Source organism: Leucobacter faecis (assembly GCF_054456695.2).
This window is the reverse complement of record NZ_JBTJER020000001.1, coordinates 172,546-189,922: the sequence shown is the minus strand read 5'-3', so window position 1 is coordinate 189,922 and position 17,377 is coordinate 172,546. Positions and strand designations below refer to the sequence as shown.

General features: G+C 65.3%; 15 protein-coding genes. 3 read left to right on the top strand and 12 right to left on the bottom strand.

Annotated features, from left to right (window positions below):
• Positions 1 to 62 precede the first annotated feature (62 nt).
• The 3 genes from ACXR2W_RS00885 to ACXR2W_RS00875 form a co-directional block, all read right to left on the bottom strand.
• Positions 63 to 2,483 (bottom strand): M28 family peptidase, encoded by a 2,421-nt coding sequence (locus tag ACXR2W_RS00885; protein ID WP_458815355.1) that lies wholly within the window; start codon positions 2,481 to 2,483, stop codon positions 63 to 65.
• A gap of 108 nt (positions 2,484 to 2,591) precedes the next feature.
• Positions 2,592 to 3,707, bottom strand: a complete 1,116-nt coding sequence (locus ACXR2W_RS00880) for an NYN domain-containing protein (RefSeq protein ID WP_458815353.1) — start codon at positions 3,705 to 3,707, stop codon at positions 2,592 to 2,594.
• A 91-nt stretch (positions 3,708 to 3,798) separates the two neighbouring features.
• Positions 3,799 to 4,563 (bottom strand): glycerophosphodiester phosphodiesterase family protein, encoded by a 765-nt coding sequence (locus tag ACXR2W_RS00875; protein ID WP_458815351.1) that lies wholly within the window; start codon positions 4,561 to 4,563, stop codon positions 3,799 to 3,801.
• 74 nt (positions 4,564 to 4,637) lie between these two features.
• Between ACXR2W_RS00875 and ACXR2W_RS00870 the strand changes: the two genes are divergently transcribed.
• Positions 4,638 to 5,078, top strand: a complete 441-nt coding sequence (locus tag ACXR2W_RS00870) for a T3SS (YopN, CesT) and YbjN peptide-binding chaperone 1 (protein WP_458815349.1) — start codon at positions 4,638 to 4,640, stop codon at positions 5,076 to 5,078.
• A gap of 151 nt (positions 5,079 to 5,229) precedes the next feature.
• Here ACXR2W_RS00870 and ACXR2W_RS00865 read toward each other — a convergent pair whose 3' ends face one another.
• From ACXR2W_RS00865 to ACXR2W_RS00830, 8 genes are all read right to left on the bottom strand, one after another.
• Entirely contained in the window at positions 5,230 to 5,808 is a 579-nt protein-coding gene (locus ACXR2W_RS00865; RefSeq protein ID WP_458815347.1) for a winged helix-turn-helix domain-containing protein, read from the bottom strand.
• Positions 5,809 to 5,935: 127 nt separating this feature from the next.
• The gene (locus tag ACXR2W_RS00860) at positions 5,936 to 6,892 is read right to left on the bottom strand and encodes a ribokinase (RefSeq protein WP_458815345.1); all 957 of its coding nucleotides are present in this window, start codon (positions 6,890 to 6,892) and stop codon (positions 5,936 to 5,938) included.
• Positions 6,893 to 6,894: 2 nt separating this feature from the next.
• Positions 6,895 to 7,854: a nucleoside hydrolase gene (locus tag ACXR2W_RS00855; protein ID WP_458815343.1), complete on the bottom strand. Its 960-nt coding sequence runs from the start codon at positions 7,852 to 7,854 to the stop codon at positions 6,895 to 6,897.
• 45 nt (positions 7,855 to 7,899) lie between these two features.
• The gene (locus tag ACXR2W_RS00850) at positions 7,900 to 8,934 is read right to left on the bottom strand and encodes a nucleoside hydrolase (protein ID WP_458815341.1); all 1,035 of its coding nucleotides are present in this window, start codon (positions 8,932 to 8,934) and stop codon (positions 7,900 to 7,902) included.
• Positions 8,931 to 9,917, bottom strand: a complete 987-nt coding sequence (locus tag ACXR2W_RS00845; RefSeq protein WP_458815339.1) for an ABC transporter permease — start codon at positions 9,915 to 9,917, stop codon at positions 8,931 to 8,933. The genes ACXR2W_RS00850 and ACXR2W_RS00845 overlap by 4 nt, the downstream gene beginning before the upstream one ends.
• Positions 9,917 to 12,745, bottom strand: a complete 2,829-nt coding sequence (locus tag ACXR2W_RS00840; RefSeq protein ID WP_458815337.1) for an ATP-binding cassette domain-containing protein — start codon at positions 12,743 to 12,745, stop codon at positions 9,917 to 9,919. Before ACXR2W_RS00840 ends, ACXR2W_RS00845 begins: the two co-directional genes overlap by 1 nt.
• Before the next feature lie 85 nt (positions 12,746 to 12,830).
• Positions 12,831 to 13,895 carry a BMP family lipoprotein gene (locus ACXR2W_RS00835; protein ID WP_458815335.1) on the bottom strand — a complete coding sequence of 355 codons (1,065 nt, stop codon included), beginning with the start codon at positions 13,893 to 13,895 and terminating at the stop codon, positions 12,831 to 12,833.
• Positions 13,896 to 13,953: 58 nt separating this feature from the next.
• Positions 13,954 to 15,012 carry a LacI family DNA-binding transcriptional regulator gene (locus tag ACXR2W_RS00830; protein ID WP_458815333.1) on the bottom strand — a complete coding sequence of 353 codons (1,059 nt, stop codon included), beginning with the start codon at positions 15,010 to 15,012 and terminating at the stop codon, positions 13,954 to 13,956.
• A 252-nt stretch (positions 15,013 to 15,264) separates the two neighbouring features.
• Between ACXR2W_RS00830 and ACXR2W_RS00825 the strand changes: the two genes are divergently transcribed.
• Both ACXR2W_RS00825 and ACXR2W_RS00820 read left to right on the top strand, forming a co-directional pair.
• A complete protein-coding gene (locus tag ACXR2W_RS00825; protein WP_458815331.1) occupies positions 15,265 to 16,182 on the top strand; it encodes a pseudouridine-5'-phosphate glycosidase in 918 nt (305 codons plus the stop codon).
• A complete protein-coding gene (locus ACXR2W_RS00820) occupies positions 16,179 to 17,072 on the top strand; it encodes a carbohydrate kinase family protein (protein ID WP_458815329.1) in 894 nt (297 codons plus the stop codon). Before ACXR2W_RS00825 ends, ACXR2W_RS00820 begins: the two co-directional genes overlap by 4 nt.
• On the opposite strand, the gene ACXR2W_RS00815 is transcribed toward ACXR2W_RS00820, so the two are convergent.
• A complete protein-coding gene (locus ACXR2W_RS00815; RefSeq protein WP_458815327.1) occupies positions 17,059 to 17,358 on the bottom strand; it encodes a hypothetical protein in 300 nt (99 codons plus the stop codon). The two genes, ACXR2W_RS00820 and ACXR2W_RS00815, sit on opposite strands and share 14 nt — an antisense overlap.
• Positions 17,359 to 17,377 lie beyond the last annotated feature (19 nt).

Here is a 17,377-nt window from a genome sequence, read left to right as displayed (position 1 = left end):
ACATTTGAACACGATTTTCGACGAATCCAAGTGTGGGGCGCTCGCGTTTGGTGCGCGAGTCGTTACGCCCGACGCCTACGCAGCACGACCGTTCCTGCGACGAGCAGCAGGGCGCTCAGGGCGAGGCCGCCGCCCCACAGCGCTGAACCGCCCGTGTTTGAGAGGTTCTGCGGCTGCTTGGGAGTGGCCGGCGTAACCGGCTCGACCGTCACCTCTGCGCCCGCGGCAAACTCGACCTGGGCAATGTCGCTTACGTTGCCCGCAGCGTCAATCGCGCGCAGCTCAACCACGGCGGCCTCCTTGCCCAGGGGCACCCTGGCCGATAGTGCGCCCTCTTGCATCTCGAGGTCTTTCGCGAGCTGCTGCCACCGATCGGCACCCTTGATTCGATGTTCGACCCGCGCAACGCCCGATGTGGCATCGGCGATGGTGAGGTCGATGTCGCCGCGCGAACGCTGTGCGGCCGCCTGCAGCTGCGGTGCCACCGTATCGATGTTGACGCTGTGCTGCGCCGGCTCGCTCACGTTCTTGAAATCGTCGCTTGCGCGCGCCCATACCGTGTGCCGGCCGTCGGCCCCCAGCTCAACCGGGTCGGTGTACTGCGCCCAATCGTCGCCTGTGAGTGAGAACTCGATCGTGGGCGCATCATCGGCGTTGTCTGTGGCGGCGATACCCACCGCCACAGGCGCCTTGCGGTACCACCCTGATGCCTCAGCGGCAGGTGCCGTGAAGCTTACGACGGGGGCTTCGTTGTCGCTGCGCAGTCGGATGTCTACCGTTTCATCACCGCTCATGGACACCGACTTCGCAGAGCCTCGGCTTCCATCTGTTCCCACCGCGACGACGTCACACGTGGTCGCTGGTGCGTGCGTCGTCACGGTGCCGTCTGCCTGAGTGTCGCCTGCTGCACGCCAGCCCGCATCGCCCTCGCAGCGAAGCGCCGTGGCCGCCGCTGCCGCGGGCTCGCCCGCTTCATCGGTCACTGCGATTGTTACTTCTTCGAGCGCCGCCCGAAACACTGAGCCGCCCAGCACGCGGGCCGCAATCGCCATGCGCTCTTCAGAGACAAACTCCAGCGTGTCAGTCGTCTGGTGGTACGCGGGTTCGAGCACAATGTTCGTGCCACCGGCCCAGAACATCCAGCTAAAGACAACCGCCGGGATTCCTACGTCATGGAACGACTGGTGGTCGCTTCGGCCGACCTGCCCAATCTGCAGTGCCCCCATTCCAGCGATTTGCGATACCGTATCAGCCAGCCCAAGGACGGGGTTGTCTTCTTTCGTTGCCCCGTCAACGGTGAGCGCCCAGAACCCGAACGGCTGCGATTCGGTGCCCGGATAGTTCGTACCCGCCATGTCCATGTTCCACGCGCCGATGGTGCGGTCACGCTCTTCAGCGGTCATCACATTGGACGCGTGGTGCTTCGAGCCTTTAATGCCCTGTTCTTCAGCACCCCAGGCCCCCACCCGCACCTCGGTGTCGAGGGAGTAAGAACCGAGAATCCTTGCGAGCTCCAGCATGATGCTCGTGCCCGAGCCGTTGTCACTAGCACCGTGGCTGCCGACGACCGAGTCAATGTGTGCACCGATGTAGACGATCGGTGCCTCGGGGTCGCCGTTTGCTGCTTCACGCACACCGATCACGTTGGTGCTCTGGTTTGAACCGGTCTGCGTGGTAATCGAGAGCGAAAGCGGGCCATCCTGTAGCAGGGCGCGCATGCGCTCGCCCTGGTTCAGCGCTGCTCCCACCACGACGAGCCCCTGGGCTTCATCCGGTACGGAGCCCGGGTTCGGCAGCGCCTCTGGTGAGCTGGCGCCCGCGACCTTGGCAAACACAACGCCCGTGGCCCCCACGCCAGCGAGGTCCTTCAAGATCGCGTTGCGGGTCGCCGCTGCCGCGTTCCAATCGACGAGCACGATCTTGCCCACGAGGTCCACGCGGGTCGTTAGATCGCCCGTCCCTGATCCAATTTCGATCAGCTCGCCTTCGAGCGCGGTGTCGCTTCCCGTAAAGACCGCGTTTGTCGCCGGCTTAAACTGCCAACTCGCGTATCCCTCCTGGTATCGACTGGGCACAACGTCAGCAAACGTCTGCGGCGTGGCGGCGAACGTTTCGCGCGACGTGTCAAATCCGTACGACTCGAGGGTGGTTTCAACGTAGGCGGCGGCCGCTTCTTCGCCCGCAGTGCCCGCTACGCGCGGGCCAATCGTGTCGGCGAGATAGACGTCATGGTTCCAAATGTTTTGTGAGTTCACCTCGTCCAAGAACTGCTGCTGAAAGCCGGGCAGCGTGGCTTCACCCGTGATCGCCTCTACCGCGTCGATGGGCGCGAAGCTCTCTGCGCGTGAGACGACGGCCTGAGCCGCCGTTCCCTGCAGCAGAAGCGGAAGCGCAACGGCTGCCGCGCAGGCCGCCACAAATGGCCTGCGCATACGGCCCTTCGGCCGCGCCAAAGCACGTGAATGCGCGTGCTGTGTATTCATGTAACCGGGGTGTCCTCTCTGACGGATTACACGTGTCAAAGATTTTTGACACATTCGGTTACACTATCGGCCTGCCACGAACGCGCCACACCTGTATTACGTTGTGTCTCAATCGTGTGACTGATCGCGCAGTCGCACCAGCCGCTCGTGCCCCGTTTCTTCAAGCTCCGCGATGTCTGAGCGCGACTTCAGAAACTCAGAGAACGAACGGAATCCGAGCGCCTTCTCGTTAAACGACGGATCCATGCGGCGCATCTGCTGCTTCACAGCCGAACTGTGCAGCCACTCAGAATCGTCTTTCTCGAGCCCCAGCCACAGCGCACGAATCAGCAGCCCGGTGATCTCAAGCTCGGTATCTGCATCGGTCTCTGCGCTTACCTCTGCGCTTGGCTCCGCGTCCTGCGCCGGATCACTGCCCCTGCGCGCGTCGACCGGCTCTGCCTGCCCAGCTTGTTCGCCCGAACCAGCGCCCTTGGCGCTGCTTTCTTTTGCCGCGGCGGGCTTTGACGCTCGGCGCGATCGGCCCTTCGAAGCGGCAAGAGCGCTTTGTTCGGCGGCGGGCGGAGCCTCAGTCGACGCTTCTCGGGGAGCTTCAACGGCCGGTTCCTCGTTTACGACGGCACTTGAGCGGGGCACCTGCCGCGCCTCTCTCCCGGGTCGCTCCACCCCGGGCAGCGTGTCGTACGACGCAAACTCATCACACGCCGCGGTGAGCGATTTCGCGGTTGAACCGGCGACACCGATTCCCACAACGTAGCGCCCCAGCCGCTTGCAGCGTTGCGCGAGCGGTACATAGTCGGAGTCGCCCGCCACGATGACCACGTGGGTGAGATCGTCGAGCCGAAACATGTCTTCGACCGTGTCGACCGCCAATCGAATATCGGCCCCGTTTTTCGCGTAGGCGGCCGCCGGAAACAGCTGCACCAGGTCAACGGCCCGCGCGACCAGCTGTGACCGGTAGAGCGCGTTAATCGGCGATGACCAGTCGGCGTAGGCGCGCGTCAGCACGAGCGTGCCAAATGACGAGGCGTAATCGATGATCGCGCCCACGTCGACAGCGGCAGCTTCGAGCCTGGCCGCGATCTCGGGGTCACTCGGGTCTTCGGCAATGCGGTGCCTGTCGCGCCCGAACGAGTTGCGCCCGTGCACGCGGTCGTACCACGAGAGCACAATGTTGTCGAAGTCTAGGTAGACCGCGACTCGGCCGTTCTGATTATCTGCCACCCCTCTAGTGTGACAGGCGCACGCCACGCTGCCTACGCCGCGAGCAACTTTCGACCGCAGCGCGGCGATCACTCAGGCCGCAGCGCGGCGATCACTCAGGCCGCAGCGCGGCGATCGCGAGGTCTGCCCGGTCGGTGACAATCCCGTCGACTCCCATCGCTACGAGCTCGCGCATGCGATCAGTGTCGTTGATCGTCCACACATGCACCTCGACGCCGTGCCGGTGCGCGGCTCGAATGAGCCGCGGCGTCAGCACCCGCACAGGCCCCTGCCGCTCTGGGATCTGCAGCGCATCGAGCCCCCGCAGAGCGCGCGCGACGCCAAGCCGCGTGGTGAGCGAGGCTAAGATCCGGATCACACCCCACTGCCCCGGCGAGGCCGCGGGGCGCCTGTCACCCGCTGCCGCCATGGCTCGCGCGCGGTACCGGTCTGAGAAGCTGGTGAGCAGCACCCTGTGAGCGTGGGGCGCGATGATGCGGCCGGCGGGTACTGCTGCCGCGCGCGCCTTCACATCGACATTGAAGCGCGTGTGCGGGTACGCCTCGAGCGCTGCCGCGAGCGTGATGACGCCGCCGCGGTCCTGCATGATGCGTTCGAGCTCGGCGAGTGTGACATCGGCGATGTTGCGAGGGTCGCCCGCGACGCGTTTGAGGTCGGTGTCGTGAAATAGCACTACTTCGCCGTCGCGTGTGAGGTGGCAGTCCGTTTCAACAAACTCGCACCCCGCCACGACTGCCGCCTCGATCGCGGCACGCGAGTTCTCGGCGATGCCCGCGGCATGCATGGCCGCCGTGGTGAGTCCGCGGTGAGCGAGCACCCGCGGCCTGCGGGCACCTGCGAAGTAGGAGTGAGACATACCCCTATCTTGACAGCTCGCTAGGCTGGGGGCGGCACGACCCTATCTCTTCGCCTTCACAGAAATGAGCACACATGAACGACATCACCGCCCAGAAAGAACTCGTACAGAACCACATGGGTTCGCTGTTTGAGGGCGTCGAGATCGATACCGATGGCGACCTTTCAGTCAGGTACGGCTCGAGCCGAGTGTTTGTGCGGGTGCACGAGTTTGCAGAAAACTCGGCCCTCGCCATGGTGTTCTCGCCCCTGCTGTCGAACGCCGAGAACACGGCCGAGCTGCGCGATTTCGTCGCTTTCTCTGGAGCCGACTACGTGTTTGGCAGCTTTGTGCTCGTTGATCGCGGCGACAACCGGGTTGACCTGATCATGAAGCACAACCTGCTCGCCGACACGCTCGAGGCGAACGAGCTCGGTTTCGTCGTGGCGGGAATCGCGTCGACCTGCGACGAAATCGACTCCGACCTCGCCGCCCGCTTCGGCGGAAACGTGTTTCATCCCGAAGACGAAAGCTAGACGAGGGCTGACAGGCAGCGTCGCACGCGGCTCGTCTAAGAGACCGCGCCGATAGGTCATGGTCATTCTGCGCGCAGTCGCAGAATCTAGTGTGGATCCTGCGACTCGCTACGCTCCCGCAGGATGGCGAATCCACCTATTGGCGCAACCTCTAAGTGGACTCTGCGCCGCTCTCATCAATGTGCTGCGGGTCCCTCGTGAGTAACGCTTTACCCTTGGGCGTGATCTCGTACACACGAGATGAGACGCCGCGCTTGGGTACGCGAGGCGCCCCACGATCGCCGCGGTTACTCACCCCGATGTACCCCGCGCGGCGTAGCGTCGCGAGCGCCCAGCGCACACGAATGGTAAATCTGTTGTCACCCGTGCGTGTGCGCTGAGCGACAGCCCTGTCGCCGAGCGCGAGATCGTCGGCGATGGCCGCTCGAATCTCCCCGCTTGAGCGCGGCTGCTCAGCTACAAGACGCAGCGCTAGCACCCGGCACACGCTCATGGTGGGAATACCGCCGCTTGTTACGTCTCGGTGCGGGCCACCCCAGCGTTTTTCGTCGTACGATACTGGTTCGCTGTAATCGGGCGGGTGCTCACCGGCTTCGTCAAGATAGAGACCGCCCCCGGTCGCCTCGTGTTCTTTGTGCGGCCGGTGTTTCGTGTGGGTTCGGTGCTTCTTGTGTGACCTGTGCTCTTTGTGCCCCAGGTCACCCTCGTGGCCTTCTTCGTCCTCACGCATGTCAAGCCGCCCTCCTGGCCGTCCCACTGCATGGCGGCCTCATTTTGAGCATACGCCCGGCCCAGCAGAAGCGACAGGGCTCGACCACCAGATCAAACAAGGATTCGATCTGGTGGCCGGTGGGGCTCTACTCTGCTGAGCGTTGCGCGATGAACTCCTCGATCTCAGCACGGTTCGCGTACGAAGACTGTGCGCCCACGCGCTGCACCGACACGGCAGAGACCGCTGTCGCAAACCGCACCGCGTCTTCGAGTGCCGCACCGGCTGCCAGCTCACCGGCCACCGCTCCCACGAACGCGTCACCTGCGCCGGTCGTATCAACCGCCTGCACGCGGTACGCAGGTACCTGTGTCAGCCTGGCACGCTCCCCCTCGCCGCCGTGCTCGGCCACGATCGCGCCGTCAGCTCCCAGCGTCACTACGACAGACCTCGCACCCGCTGCAAGTAGGCGTTCGGCCAGCCGCGAGTAGTTCTGGGCGTCAGGGTCGCTGAGCGAAGCGCCCAATACCTCTAGCGCCTCGTGCTCGTTCACGATCAGCGGGTCGCATGCTTCAAGCACCGACCCTGCAAGCTGCACCGACGGCGCAGCGTTCAACACGACGCGCGCACCCGTCGCCCGCGCTTCTGCCGCGACGTGCAGCGCGGTTTCGAGGGGAATCTCGAGGCTCAACACTACGACCTGGGCGCCCTGCCACGAGCTTTCGGCCCGCTTGAGCGCGTCGAGGTCGAGAGCCTGATTCGCGCCGGGAGACACGACGATCGAGTTCTCACCGTCGGGCGTCAAGAAGATGATCGCTGTGCCGGTGGGGCGCGGGGCCCGCATCACACCGGCAACGTCGACGCCAGCATCCTCCAACTTTTCAAGCAGAAATGAGCCGTTCGCGTCGACCCCCACGCAGGCGACAAACGACACGGGGGCGCCGCAGCGCGCCGCCGCCGCCGCCTGGTTTGCTCCCTTGCCTCCCGGCAGCAGCGCGAGGTCGCCGCCCAGCAGCGTCTCACCCCCGCCCGGCCGCCTGGGCACCTCGACCACTAGGTCTGCGTTCGCGCTGCCCACCACCGCGACACGCGCTTGCTTCGCCACGGCTACGCGCCCTGAAAGTCGGTGATCAGGTCAACCACGGCGTCTGCGATCTCATCAGAGATCTCAAGCAGCACCGTCGTGTGTGCGCCCTCTTGCTGCGGGAATCCACGATATTTACCCCGCAGGTCGACGAGGGTCTGCCCGTGACCGGGCCCTCCCGTCGTATCCACCTCGACGTTCACGACCGGCGCGAGCGACACATCGAGGTGACCGGCCGCCGCCGCAACCGCGATCGAGTCGTGCATGGCACAGCTCCAGTCGCCAAACACCACATCGCGGTAGAACTCGCCGTAGAAATCAATAATGCGCCCCATGTACTGGCCCGCGGGCCCGCCCGCGAGCATCTGGTCGCGGTGTTCAGCTGTAATGAGCACCTTCATCGTGACGTCAAGCCCGGCCATGATGATCGGCCAGGGGGCCGCGAACACCGCCTGCGCGGCCTCAGCGTCATGCCAAATATTGGCCTCGGCCACAAACGACACGTTGCCAGGCGCCGCCGCTGATCCGCCCATCAAGGACACGCCCGCAACAAGTTTCGGCAGCTCGGGGTCAAGTACCAGCGCCGCCGCAATGTTGGTCAGCGGGCCCACCGGCACGAGCCACACCTCGCCGGGGTGCTGGCGAACGATGTCAATGATCTGTTGCGCGGCGGTCGTAGCTGCTGCGGCGCGCACGGGCTCGTCATCGCCCGCATTGCCCTGACCGTCGTTACCGTGCACGTGGTACGCGTACTCGGTGGGGCCACCCAGCAGCGGGCCCGCCGCTCCCTGCGCCACCGGCACATCACTGCGCCCCACGATCTCAAGCACGCGCAGCGTATTGCGCGTGCCGCGCTCGACCTCGACGTTGCCCCACACTGTGCCCACCGCGAGCAGGTCAATGTCGGGGTGCAGCGCCGCGTACATAATCGCCATGGTGTCATCGACGCCGGTATCGCAGTCGAGAATCATTTTTGTCGCCATGTCAGGCCTCCTTGAGCCGCTGATCGAGGGCGGCAAATCGTATGTTTAAGCGTATCGGGCGGCGCCGAGCTGGTGCACCGCTTCGACGACGATATCGGCGAAGCGGCTCCAGTCGAGTTCGGTCGCGACGAGGGTGCGCGTGTCGGTCATGCGGTCTGCGACTCCCGTGGCGTGGTGCATGCCCGGCTTGGTCGCGAAGTTCACCACGGTTTGCCCCTTCGTCCATTCCCCGTGGAGTTCGACGCTGACGTGGGCGAGCTCGGTTCGCAAGAGATCCGGAGCGATGAGAGCGGCGACGCAGCAGGCGTCGTGCACCGGGGGCGCGTCGAAGTCGAAGACTTCGCGGTAGGTCGTGCCGAAGAACTCCCAGATGTCGAGCATGAACTGGGCGACCTCGCGCCCACGGCCGCCCGTCGCTTCGCCTGCCTGGCGTACGCGCGCTTGCAGCTCGTCGGTGGCGAGCGCCTGGTGGGTGAGGTCGAGCCCCACCATCGTCACTTCCCACTCCCCTCGAAACACGGCCTCCGCGGCCTCGGGGTCGACGTAAATGTTGTACTCGGCGGCGGGCGTCACATTGCCGCGTGTGTACGAACCGCCCATGAGTATCACTCGGCGCACGCGGTCGACGATCTCGGGTGCCTTGCGCATGGCGAGCGCGATGTTCGTCAGCGGGCCGGTGGGCACCAGTGTGACGGTGCCCGGATCGTGGGTGAGTACGGTGTCAATAATCAGGTCGACGGCGTGCCTCGGGTCGAGCGTGCCGGTGACCTCTGGCAGCACCGGGCCGTCCATGCCGGTGTCGCCGTGAATGTCTTCTGACACGATCTGCGGTGTGACGAGCGGGCGGTCTGCGCCCCGCGCGATGGGCACATCGATGCCAGCGATCTGGCACACGGCCTGCGCATTGCGCGTGACGTTATCGAGCGAGTGGTTACCCGCGACGGTGGTGATGCCGAGCAGCTCGATCGCGGGGCTCGCCGCCGCGAGCAGAATCGCGATCGCATCGTCGTGGCCGGGGTCGCAATCGAGAATGATCTTCTCGCAGGTCTGCTGGGCCCCCCGTGTGTGCTGGGTACTCACGCCGTTACCTCTTGTTTCGTTCCGGATCCGGGCTGGCCCGTGTTTTTGTCTCTTGCGGCGAGCGCCTTGCGCGTGCGGGCTTTGAGGGCCGCGCGTACGCGTACGGAGGCGAAGACGAGCGCGATGATGGTGATGACGTAGGGCACGGTGAGCGAGAGTGATGAGTTGGCGCCCAGGAGTCCGAGTCTGTCGGCGAGGGCGTCTGCGGCGCCGAAGATGAGGCAGGCGACCATGGTGCGGTAGGGCCTGGCGAGGCCGAAGGTGAGGGCGGCGACGGCGATGAATCCGCGTGAGGCGGTCATGCCCGAGGTGAAGGATCCGACGGTGGCCATGGCGAGCTGTGCGCCGGCGATGCCCGAGAGTGCGCCTGAGATGAGGATGGAGATGAATTTGACGCGAAACACGTTGATGCCTGCGGCGACGGCGGCGGGTTCGTCTTCGCCGACGGCGCGCAGGTGTACGCCGTACCTGGTGCGGTAGAGCACGTATGCGTAGATGGGTACCGCGATGATGGCGACCCACACGAGCAGGGTTTGGTTGTTGAGTGCGTTGCCGATGACGGGGATGTCGCCGATGGGGCCGAGGTCGATGCGCGGCAGGATTGCTTTGACGTCGCCCGGGGTGGCGCCGGCGTTACCGTAGAGCACGGTGAGCATGAGCACGGTGAGGCCGACGGCCAGTAGGTTGATGCCAATACCGACGACGATGAAGTCGGCTTTGAACACGAGGGCGGCGACCGCGAAGATCACGGCCATGAGAAGCCCGGCTCCGAGGGCGGCGATGATGCCGATGTAGGGGTTCGTGACGGCGCCGACTGCGATGGCGGCGAATGCTCCCGTGAGCATCATGCCCTCGAGCCCGATGTTCAAGATGTTGCCGGTCTGTGTGAACGCTCCGCCGATGGCGGCGAGCAAGATGGGGGTGACCTTGAGTAGGATCACGCCGAGCATGCCGAGCGTGAAGATGTTGCCGATGAGTTCCATCAGGCTGCGCTCCCCTCGAGTTTTTCAAACTTGGTGGTGTCGGTGAGGCCAGCGCCGCCCGCGCCGCGTTTCAGGTTTCTCCAGTTCCACGCGATCGTGGCGGTGATCGCGATGATGATGAGGCCCTGCAGCACGTTGACGATGGGAAATGGGACGCCGATGGCTTGGATGCCGGTGGATCCGGCCATCATGGTCGCGTAGAACAGGGCCGCGACGAGCGAGGCCCAGGGGTTGAGGCGCGCGAGCAGCGCGACCGTGATCGCGAGAAACCCGAAGCCGGGTGAGAACTGCTGCAGAAACCTGCCGCCGTTGGGTCCGATGACGTAGAGGGCGCCTGCGAAGCCCGCGACGGCGCCCGAGAGCACCATCACCTGGATCGACATGCGCTTCACCGATACGCCGGTGTACTGGGCGAAGCGGTTCATCTCACCGAGCTGTTTCACTTTGAGCCCCCACGCTGAGCGGTTCAGTACTAGGGCGATGATGATCGCCACGATGAGGGCGATGATGAGATCTGGCCCGAAGCCGTGGGCGGCGTCGAACATGGTGAGTCTCGCTTCGGGGGCGATCTTCGCTGACCCGGCGATGCCTGCGGTCTTGTCTTGGAAGGGGCCGGTGACGAAGAAGTTGGTGATGAGCATCGCCACTTCGCTGAGCAGCAGGGTGGTGACGATGATGTCGACGCGCCAGAAGCCGTAGAGCCAGCCGGGCAGTAGCCCCCAGAGGGCGCCCGCGAGGGTGCCGAAGCCGAGTACGAGCACGGTGAGGGTGAGGGGCGGCAGGTCGGTGAAGGTAAACCCGGCGTAGGCGCCAAAGAACGCCCCGAAGTACATTTGCCCCTCGGCGCCGATGTTGAAGAAGCCTGCTCTGAACGAGACGATGGTCGCGGCAGACACGATGGCGAGCGGTACGAACATGGCGATCGTGTTCGCGATGCCAAACGGGGTGCGCCAGCCCGAGGTGAAGAGCTCGATGTACGCTTCGATGGGGTTCTTGCCGATCGCGAGGATCACGAATGCGCCAATAACCAGGGCGACGAGCACCGCCAGTACCGGCTGCGCGGCTCCCGTGAACGCGCGCGAGGCGAGCGTCGCGAAGAACCGGGGTTGTGCGTCTGGCGGGATCGTCACGGCGGTCGTGTCAAACTCTGGCGCCGCGACCTGCACGCTGTCGGTGACGACCTGGCTGGTGGCGCTCTTCGCGCCACTGGTGGTGTCGATGCCTGCGTCGAGCCCTGCCCGCGCCTCGGCGTGGGCCGCTTCAGCTGCGGCGAGCGCCTCGGGTGTCGGCTTGGTGCCGGCCATTGCGAGCCCCACGGCCACTTCGCTCATGTTTTCTTGGGTGAACTCGGCCACAAACTCGCCCCGAAACATGACGAGCAGCCGGTCTGACAGGCTCATCACCTCGTTCAGGTCTGCCGACACGAGCAGCACGCCTGCGCCGCGGTCTCGTGCCGCCACGATCGAGTTGTGTACAAACTCCATGGCGCCGACGTCGACGCCGCGGGTGGGTTGTGAGATGACGAGCAGCTCGGGGTCGGCACTGAACTCGCGTGCGATGATCACCTTCTGCATGTTGCCGCCCGACAGGTCACCGATCACCGTCGCGGGATCTGCGCCACGCACGTCGAACTTCGCGATCAGTTTTTTGGCGTAGTCGCGGGCTTTTGACAGCGACAGCCAGCCTGCGCGCGTGATCGGCGGGGTGACGCTCTTGGGCGCGAGGTTGATAGCCGCGATGTTCTCGGTGATGCTGAGCGCTGGCCCCGCTCCCTCGTCGTGCCGGTCTTCTGGCACGTAGGCGAGGCCTGCTTCGCGGCGTGCGCGCACGCTCGCCCGGGTCATGTTCTTTCCCGCGATCCGGATCGTGCCCCGCGGCACCTCGTGCATACCTGAGACCATGCCGGCCAGTTCAGATTGGCCGTTGCCTTCGACTCCCGCGATGCCCACGATCTCGCCGCGGCGCACCGAGAGTGAGACGTTGTTGACCGCGATGATGCCGCGGGAGTCGACGGCCGACACATTCTCGAGCGAGAGCACCTCGTCTGCAGGGTGGGCGTCGGTGTGTTTGATGCGCAGCAGCACTTCGCGCCCGACCATCATGGTGGCGATGTCTGACTGACTGAGGCCCGCAGCCTGTTGGGTGGCGATGTGTTTGCCGTCGCGAATCACGGTGATGTCGTCGGCGACGGCGAGCACCTCACCGAGCTTGTGTGAGATGAACACGACGGCGCACCCCTTTGCGGCGAGGTCGTGTACGACCACGAAGAGCTCATCGGCTTCTGCCGGGGTGAGCACGGCGGTGGGCTCGTCGAGAATCAGCAGCCTGGTGTCGTGTGACAGCGCCTTCAAGATTTCGACGCGCTGCCGTTCGCCCACCGAGAGGTCTTGCACGATCTCGGTGGGGTCAATGGCGAGCCCAAACTTCTCTGATAGTTCGGTGACCCGTTTGGCCATCGCCTGCTGGTCGAGTTTGCCGAGCGGCGTCGTGAGTTCTTTGCCGAGAAAAATGTTCGAGGCGACCGACAGTGAGGGCACCAGTTTGAAGTGCTGGTGCACCATGCCGATGCCGAGCGCGTCGGCCCGGTTGGGGTCTTCGACGGTCACCTGCGCGCCGTCGAACAGGATCTGCCCGGCGTTCGGTTGCAGGTTGCCCGAGATCATGTTCATGAGGGTCGTCTTGCCTGCCCCGTTTTCGCCGACGATCGCGTGTACGCGCCCCGGCCAAAACGAGACCGAGACGTTCTCGTTTGCGACTTTGTCGCCAAACGTTTTCGTGATGCCGCGCAGCTCTAGAATCGGCGCTGTGGCTTCCACCGCGGTGTTCATGTGAGGTCCATTCCCGTGTGGTCCCGTTGGTGTGACGTGGTGGCCCCCGGGGTTGGGAGCCACCACGGGTGAGGAGCGTGCGCGGCTATTCGCTCGCGGTGGGCACCTCGATCTCGCCCGAGATCACCTTCTGCTTGTACTCGTCGATCTGCGCGATCATGTCGTCGGGTACGAGCCCGCCGTTGTCGTCGAATGTGAGGCCGACGCCGTCGTTTGCGAGGCCGTACGCGGTGGTCTCACCGAACTTGAGCTTGCCGTCTTTCGCATCGTTCACGGCGAGCACGATCGAATTGCCGATGTTCTTGAGCATCGAGGCGAGAATGTGCCCCTCCTGCAGCGTGTTTTGGTTGCTGTCGACGCCGATGCCGTACTTGTTCGCGTCCTTTGCGGCCTGGAGTGCGCCCACGCCCGCGCCGCCCGCGACTTGAAACACGACGCCTGCACCGTCATCAAACATGCCCTTGCCGAGGTCGTACCCCTTCGCAGAGTCTGCGAAGTCACCCACGTAGCTCACGAGCACATCTATCTTGGGGTCGACGGACTCGACGCCCTTCTTGAAGCCGACCACAAAGTCGTTGATCACGGGAATGTCCATGCCACCCACGACACCCACCTTGGTTGACCCCTCAGCGAGCGGAAACTGGTCGGTGTTGGTGATGGCGAGCGCGGCGAGCACCCCTGCAAGGTATGAGCCCTCGTTCTGCTTGTACACGATCGATGCCACATTGGGTGCGTCAACGACCGAGTCGTAGTAGACGTACTGCTGGTCAGGGAACTTGGGGGCGGCCTCAGCCAAGATGTCGGTCATTTGGGTGGTGCCCGTCACCACCACGTCCCAGTCGCCCGTCGAGACAGACTCGAGGTTCGCCTTCCACTGTGCCGGGTTATTGACGTCGGCCTGCAGCGTCTTCGTCTCGTTACCCTGGCTCTTCAGCTCCTCGATGCCGCGCTCGGCGTCATCAAAGAAGCCCTGGTCGCCGAGGTTACCGTTGACGACGTTTGCGATCTTGTACGGGGCGTCGCCTGCTGACCCTGCGTCGCCGTCGCTACCGCCGCCGGCATCGCCGCCCGAGCCGCCGCTACAGCCCGAGAGAGCGAGCGCGGCGGTCGCCGCGAGCGCGAGTGTGCTGAGCACGAATTTCTTCTTCATGAGAACTCCCTTGTTCGTGTGGTGAAGTATTTGGATAGAAACGTGAGGGCGGCCCGCTCTAGGGCGGCCCGCAGCCGCAGGTGTCCCGGCGTGTCAGCTCGGTGGGCAGCGTCAGGTGCGCTGCGGTGTCAGCGTGCGTTGCGTCTGAGTCCGAGTCTGAATCTGCGTGTGAACCCGAGCGTCCCATGAGCGCAGACAGCATTCCCACGGCTTCCTCGGCGAGGCGCGCATAAGGCTGAGTCACGGTGGTGAGCCGGGGCGTCGTGTACTCACTCAGCTTGGTGCCGTCAAACCCCACTACGGCGATATCGGCTCCTGGCACCCTCTCGGCGTCTGCCAGTGCGCGCAGCACCCCCATCGCCTGCAGGTCGGAGGCGACGAAGATCGCGTCAACCCCCGGTGAAGCCGCAAGCAGCTGCGCCGCCATCACGTAGCCCGCATCTACGGTGAAGTCACCGTAGCGCAGCAGCGAGTGCCCCATTTCGTCTTGTGCGGGGAGCCCCGCGGCGACGAGGGCTTCACGCCAGCCGGTGGCTCGATCCTGCGCCGATGAGAGCTCTGCGCCACCCGTGATGCAGGCGATGCGGGTGCGCCCGTGTGTAATGAGGTGCTCCGTGGCAGTGCGCGCCCCGCCCACGTTGTCGACGACGACGGATGGTACGTCGAGGCCGGGTGGTAGACGGTCGAGGGAGATCGCGGGCATGTGCCGCTTATTGATTTCGTGCCAGCCCGCTTCGACGCCCGCCCCAAACACGGCGATCACACCATCGACCTGGCGGTCTTGGAATGCACGCAGGTACCCGAGTTCGCGCGCCGCGTCGTCTGCACCGTTGCCCAGCAGCACCACAAAGCCTGCACGCAGCGCCGCGTCTTCGACGGCCGAGGCGAGCTCCGCGAAGTACGGGTTCGACGAGTCGGGCAACAGCAGCCCGATGGTGTGCGAGCGCGAGGTCGCGAGGCTGCGGGCGAGCGCGTTGGGGCGGTAGTCGAGTTCTTCGATTGCGGCTTCGACGCGCAGCCTGGTCTCGTCCGACACCGGGTGCGAGCCGTTGAGCACGTAAGACACGACGGCGGGGCTTACGCCCGCCAGGCGCGCTACGTCGACGCGTCCCACCATGTGCATCACATCCTCGTGCTGACTGGAACCTGCTGATCAGACCTGCTGACCAAACCCGACCGAAACCCGGGTTTCATGTGCCGTCAAGTATCGCCACGACACGCCCGAGAGTAAACCCCGCCGGTGCGCTTTGTGACCGACTTGTGACGTTAGCCAGTAGCGCTTCGCGCATGCTTGCCCGACCGGGGTTTTGCGGCGTAGGGTGGCCGCACGCGAGTTCGCAACGGGGCGAACGCGAAGAAGGGCACACTAATGTCTCAAGACTTGATCCACGTTTCAGCCGAGGTGCGTGAAGCCGTCGCCGCGGGTGTACCCGTGCTGGCGCTCGAATCAACGATCTTTACCCACGGTCTCCCCCGCCCCCACAACGAAGAACTGGCCCTCGCGACCGAGCAGCAGGTGCGAGAAGCGGGCGTCGTGCCCGCCACAATCGGGGTGGTCAACGGCAGACCCACCGTGGGTCTTTCACCCGATGAGATCGTGCAGCTCTCACGCGATGACAGCGCGGTGAAGGCGAGCCTGCGCGACCTGCCCGTCGCTGTCGGCAAACAACTGAGCGCCGGCACGACCGTGGCCGCCACCGGGTATCTGGCCTCGCGCGCGGGCGTGCGCGTGTTCTCGACGGGCGGCCTCGGCGGCGTGCACCGCGGCGCTGCGACGAGCTTCGACGAGTCCGCCGATCTGGGCACGCTCGCGACACTGCCGCTCGTCGTGGTGAGCGCGGGCGTCAAGTCGATCCTCGACATCGGGCTCACCCTCGAGCGGCTCGAGACGCTCAACCTCGCGGTGATCGGCTACCGCACGACCCAGTACCCCGGGTTCTACGTGTCTGACTCGGGCTTTACACTCGAGTACTCGGCCGACTCCCCCGACGAGATCGCACGCATGGCCGACGCCCGTGATGCGCTCGGCATTGACTCCACGATTCTGGTGGCCAACCCGGTGCCGGTGAGCGAGCAGCTCGACCCCGCGCTGCACGACGCGATGCTGGCACAGGCGTGGGCTGAGGCCGAAGAACTGGGCATCGCGGGCCACGACACCACCCCGTTCTTGCTCGACTACATCGCCAAGCACACGCAGGGTGAGAGCATGCGCGCCAACCTCGCCGCGTACCGCGGCAATGTCGCGCTCGGGGCGCAGATCGCAGCGGCGATGGGTCACGTCGGGTGAGAGCCACACCGCTCGTCGGCGTGGCCGGCGACCTTGTTGAAGACATCATCGTCTGGCTGAGCGGCGAGATCGCCTACGGCACCGATACGCCGTCGCAGATCTTTCGTGTGCGCGGCGGGAGCGCCGCGAACGTGGCGCACGCCCTCGCGGTGCACGGCTGCGCTTCCCGCCTCATCACGCGCGTCGGGCGCGACGCCTCAGGTGACGGGCTCGTGCGAGATCTCACCGCCTCGGGGGTCGATGTGCGTGCGCAGCGCGGCGAACGCAGCGACACGATCGTCATTTTGATCGATGCGAGCGGCGAGCGCACGATGATGCCGGATCGTTCCACGGCGCGCGCCGTCGAACCGTTCACCCCTGCGTGGCTCGACGGCCTCGACTGGTTGCACGTGCCCCTCTACGGCTTTGACTCACCCCGCGAGTCGGCCGTGTTCGAGCGGCTGTGCGCCGGCGCGAAGGCGCGCGGCATTTCGATCAGCGTTGACGCGTCGTCGGTGGGACTCATCGAGCAGATGGGGCTTGGCCGGGTGCAAGACCTGCTCGGGCGCATCGCCCCCCGGGTGCTGTTTGCGAACGAAGAAGAGGCTGCCCTGCTCGGGCTCCCTCACGCCACCCCACCGCGCGGCGCGCTCTGGGTGATCAAGCGCGGCGGCGGCCCGGTGCTGCTGCGCAGCATCAGCGCGCGCAACAGCACCGCACACAGCACCGAGGTGCCGGTGCCGCCCGTGCCCAAGATCGTCGACACGACGGGCGCGGGTGACCATTTTGCCGCGGGCTTTCTAGCCTCGTTCGCCCGTGATCCGGATCCTGTCGCTGCGGCACGAGCCGGGGCTCGTGCCGCAGCGCAAATTCTCGCGCAGCCGGGGGCGCACGCGGCTACTTATAGGTGACGCCGCGCACGATCTGGCTTACGACCTGCTGACTCGTGCCAAACTCTGCGGCGAGTGCGGTCTGCGTCTCACCCGCGGTGTGTCGCTGCCTGATCTGTTCGGCCTGTGCGGCTGACAGGCTGCGCGCCTGCGAATCCTGCGCGCCGCGGGTGCGGCCGCGCCGTACGGAGTCAATCGTGTACACCGAAACCCCATAGGCGGCGGCGAGCGCGGCGCGGCCTTCGCCCGCGCGTGAGCGTGCAAGGATCTCTTCGACCTGGGCTGCGTTGAGCGCCGGTGCTGCCATAGCGGTGTCTGGTCCGTTC

Bases quoted from the DNA above. Each gene is read 5' to 3' on its own strand.
- ACXR2W_RS00830 (WP_458815333.1), bottom strand. From the start codon at position 15,012: ATGGTGGGACGCGTCGACGTAGCGCGCCTGGCGGGCGTAAGCCCCGCC.
- ACXR2W_RS00885 (WP_458815355.1), bottom strand. From the start codon at position 2,483: ATGAATACACAGCACGCGCATTCACGTGCTTTGGCGCGGCCGAAGGGC.
- ACXR2W_RS00845 (WP_458815339.1), bottom strand. From the start codon at position 9,917: ATGGAACTCATCGGCAACATCTTCACGCTCGGCATGCTCGGCGTGATC.
- ACXR2W_RS00835 (WP_458815335.1), bottom strand. From the start codon at position 13,895: ATGAAGAAGAAATTCGTGCTCAGCACACTCGCGCTCGCGGCGACCGCC.
- ACXR2W_RS00875 (WP_458815351.1), bottom strand. From the start codon at position 4,563: ATGTCTCACTCCTACTTCGCAGGTGCCCGCAGGCCGCGGGTGCTCGCT.
- ACXR2W_RS00870 (WP_458815349.1), top strand. From the start codon at position 4,638: ATGAACGACATCACCGCCCAGAAAGAACTCGTACAGAACCACATGGGT.
- ACXR2W_RS00815 (WP_458815327.1), bottom strand. From the start codon at position 17,358: ATGGCAGCACCGGCGCTCAACGCAGCCCAGGTCGAAGAGATCCTTGCA.
- ACXR2W_RS00825 (WP_458815331.1), top strand. From the start codon at position 15,265: ATGTCTCAAGACTTGATCCACGTTTCAGCCGAGGTGCGTGAAGCCGTC.
- ACXR2W_RS00855 (WP_458815343.1), bottom strand. From the start codon at position 7,854: ATGGCGACAAAAATGATTCTCGACTGCGATACCGGCGTCGATGACACC.
- ACXR2W_RS00865 (WP_458815347.1), bottom strand. From the start codon at position 5,808: ATGCGTGAGGACGAAGAAGGCCACGAGGGTGACCTGGGGCACAAAGAG.
- ACXR2W_RS00840 (WP_458815337.1), bottom strand. From the start codon at position 12,745: ATGAACACCGCGGTGGAAGCCACAGCGCCGATTCTAGAGCTGCGCGGC.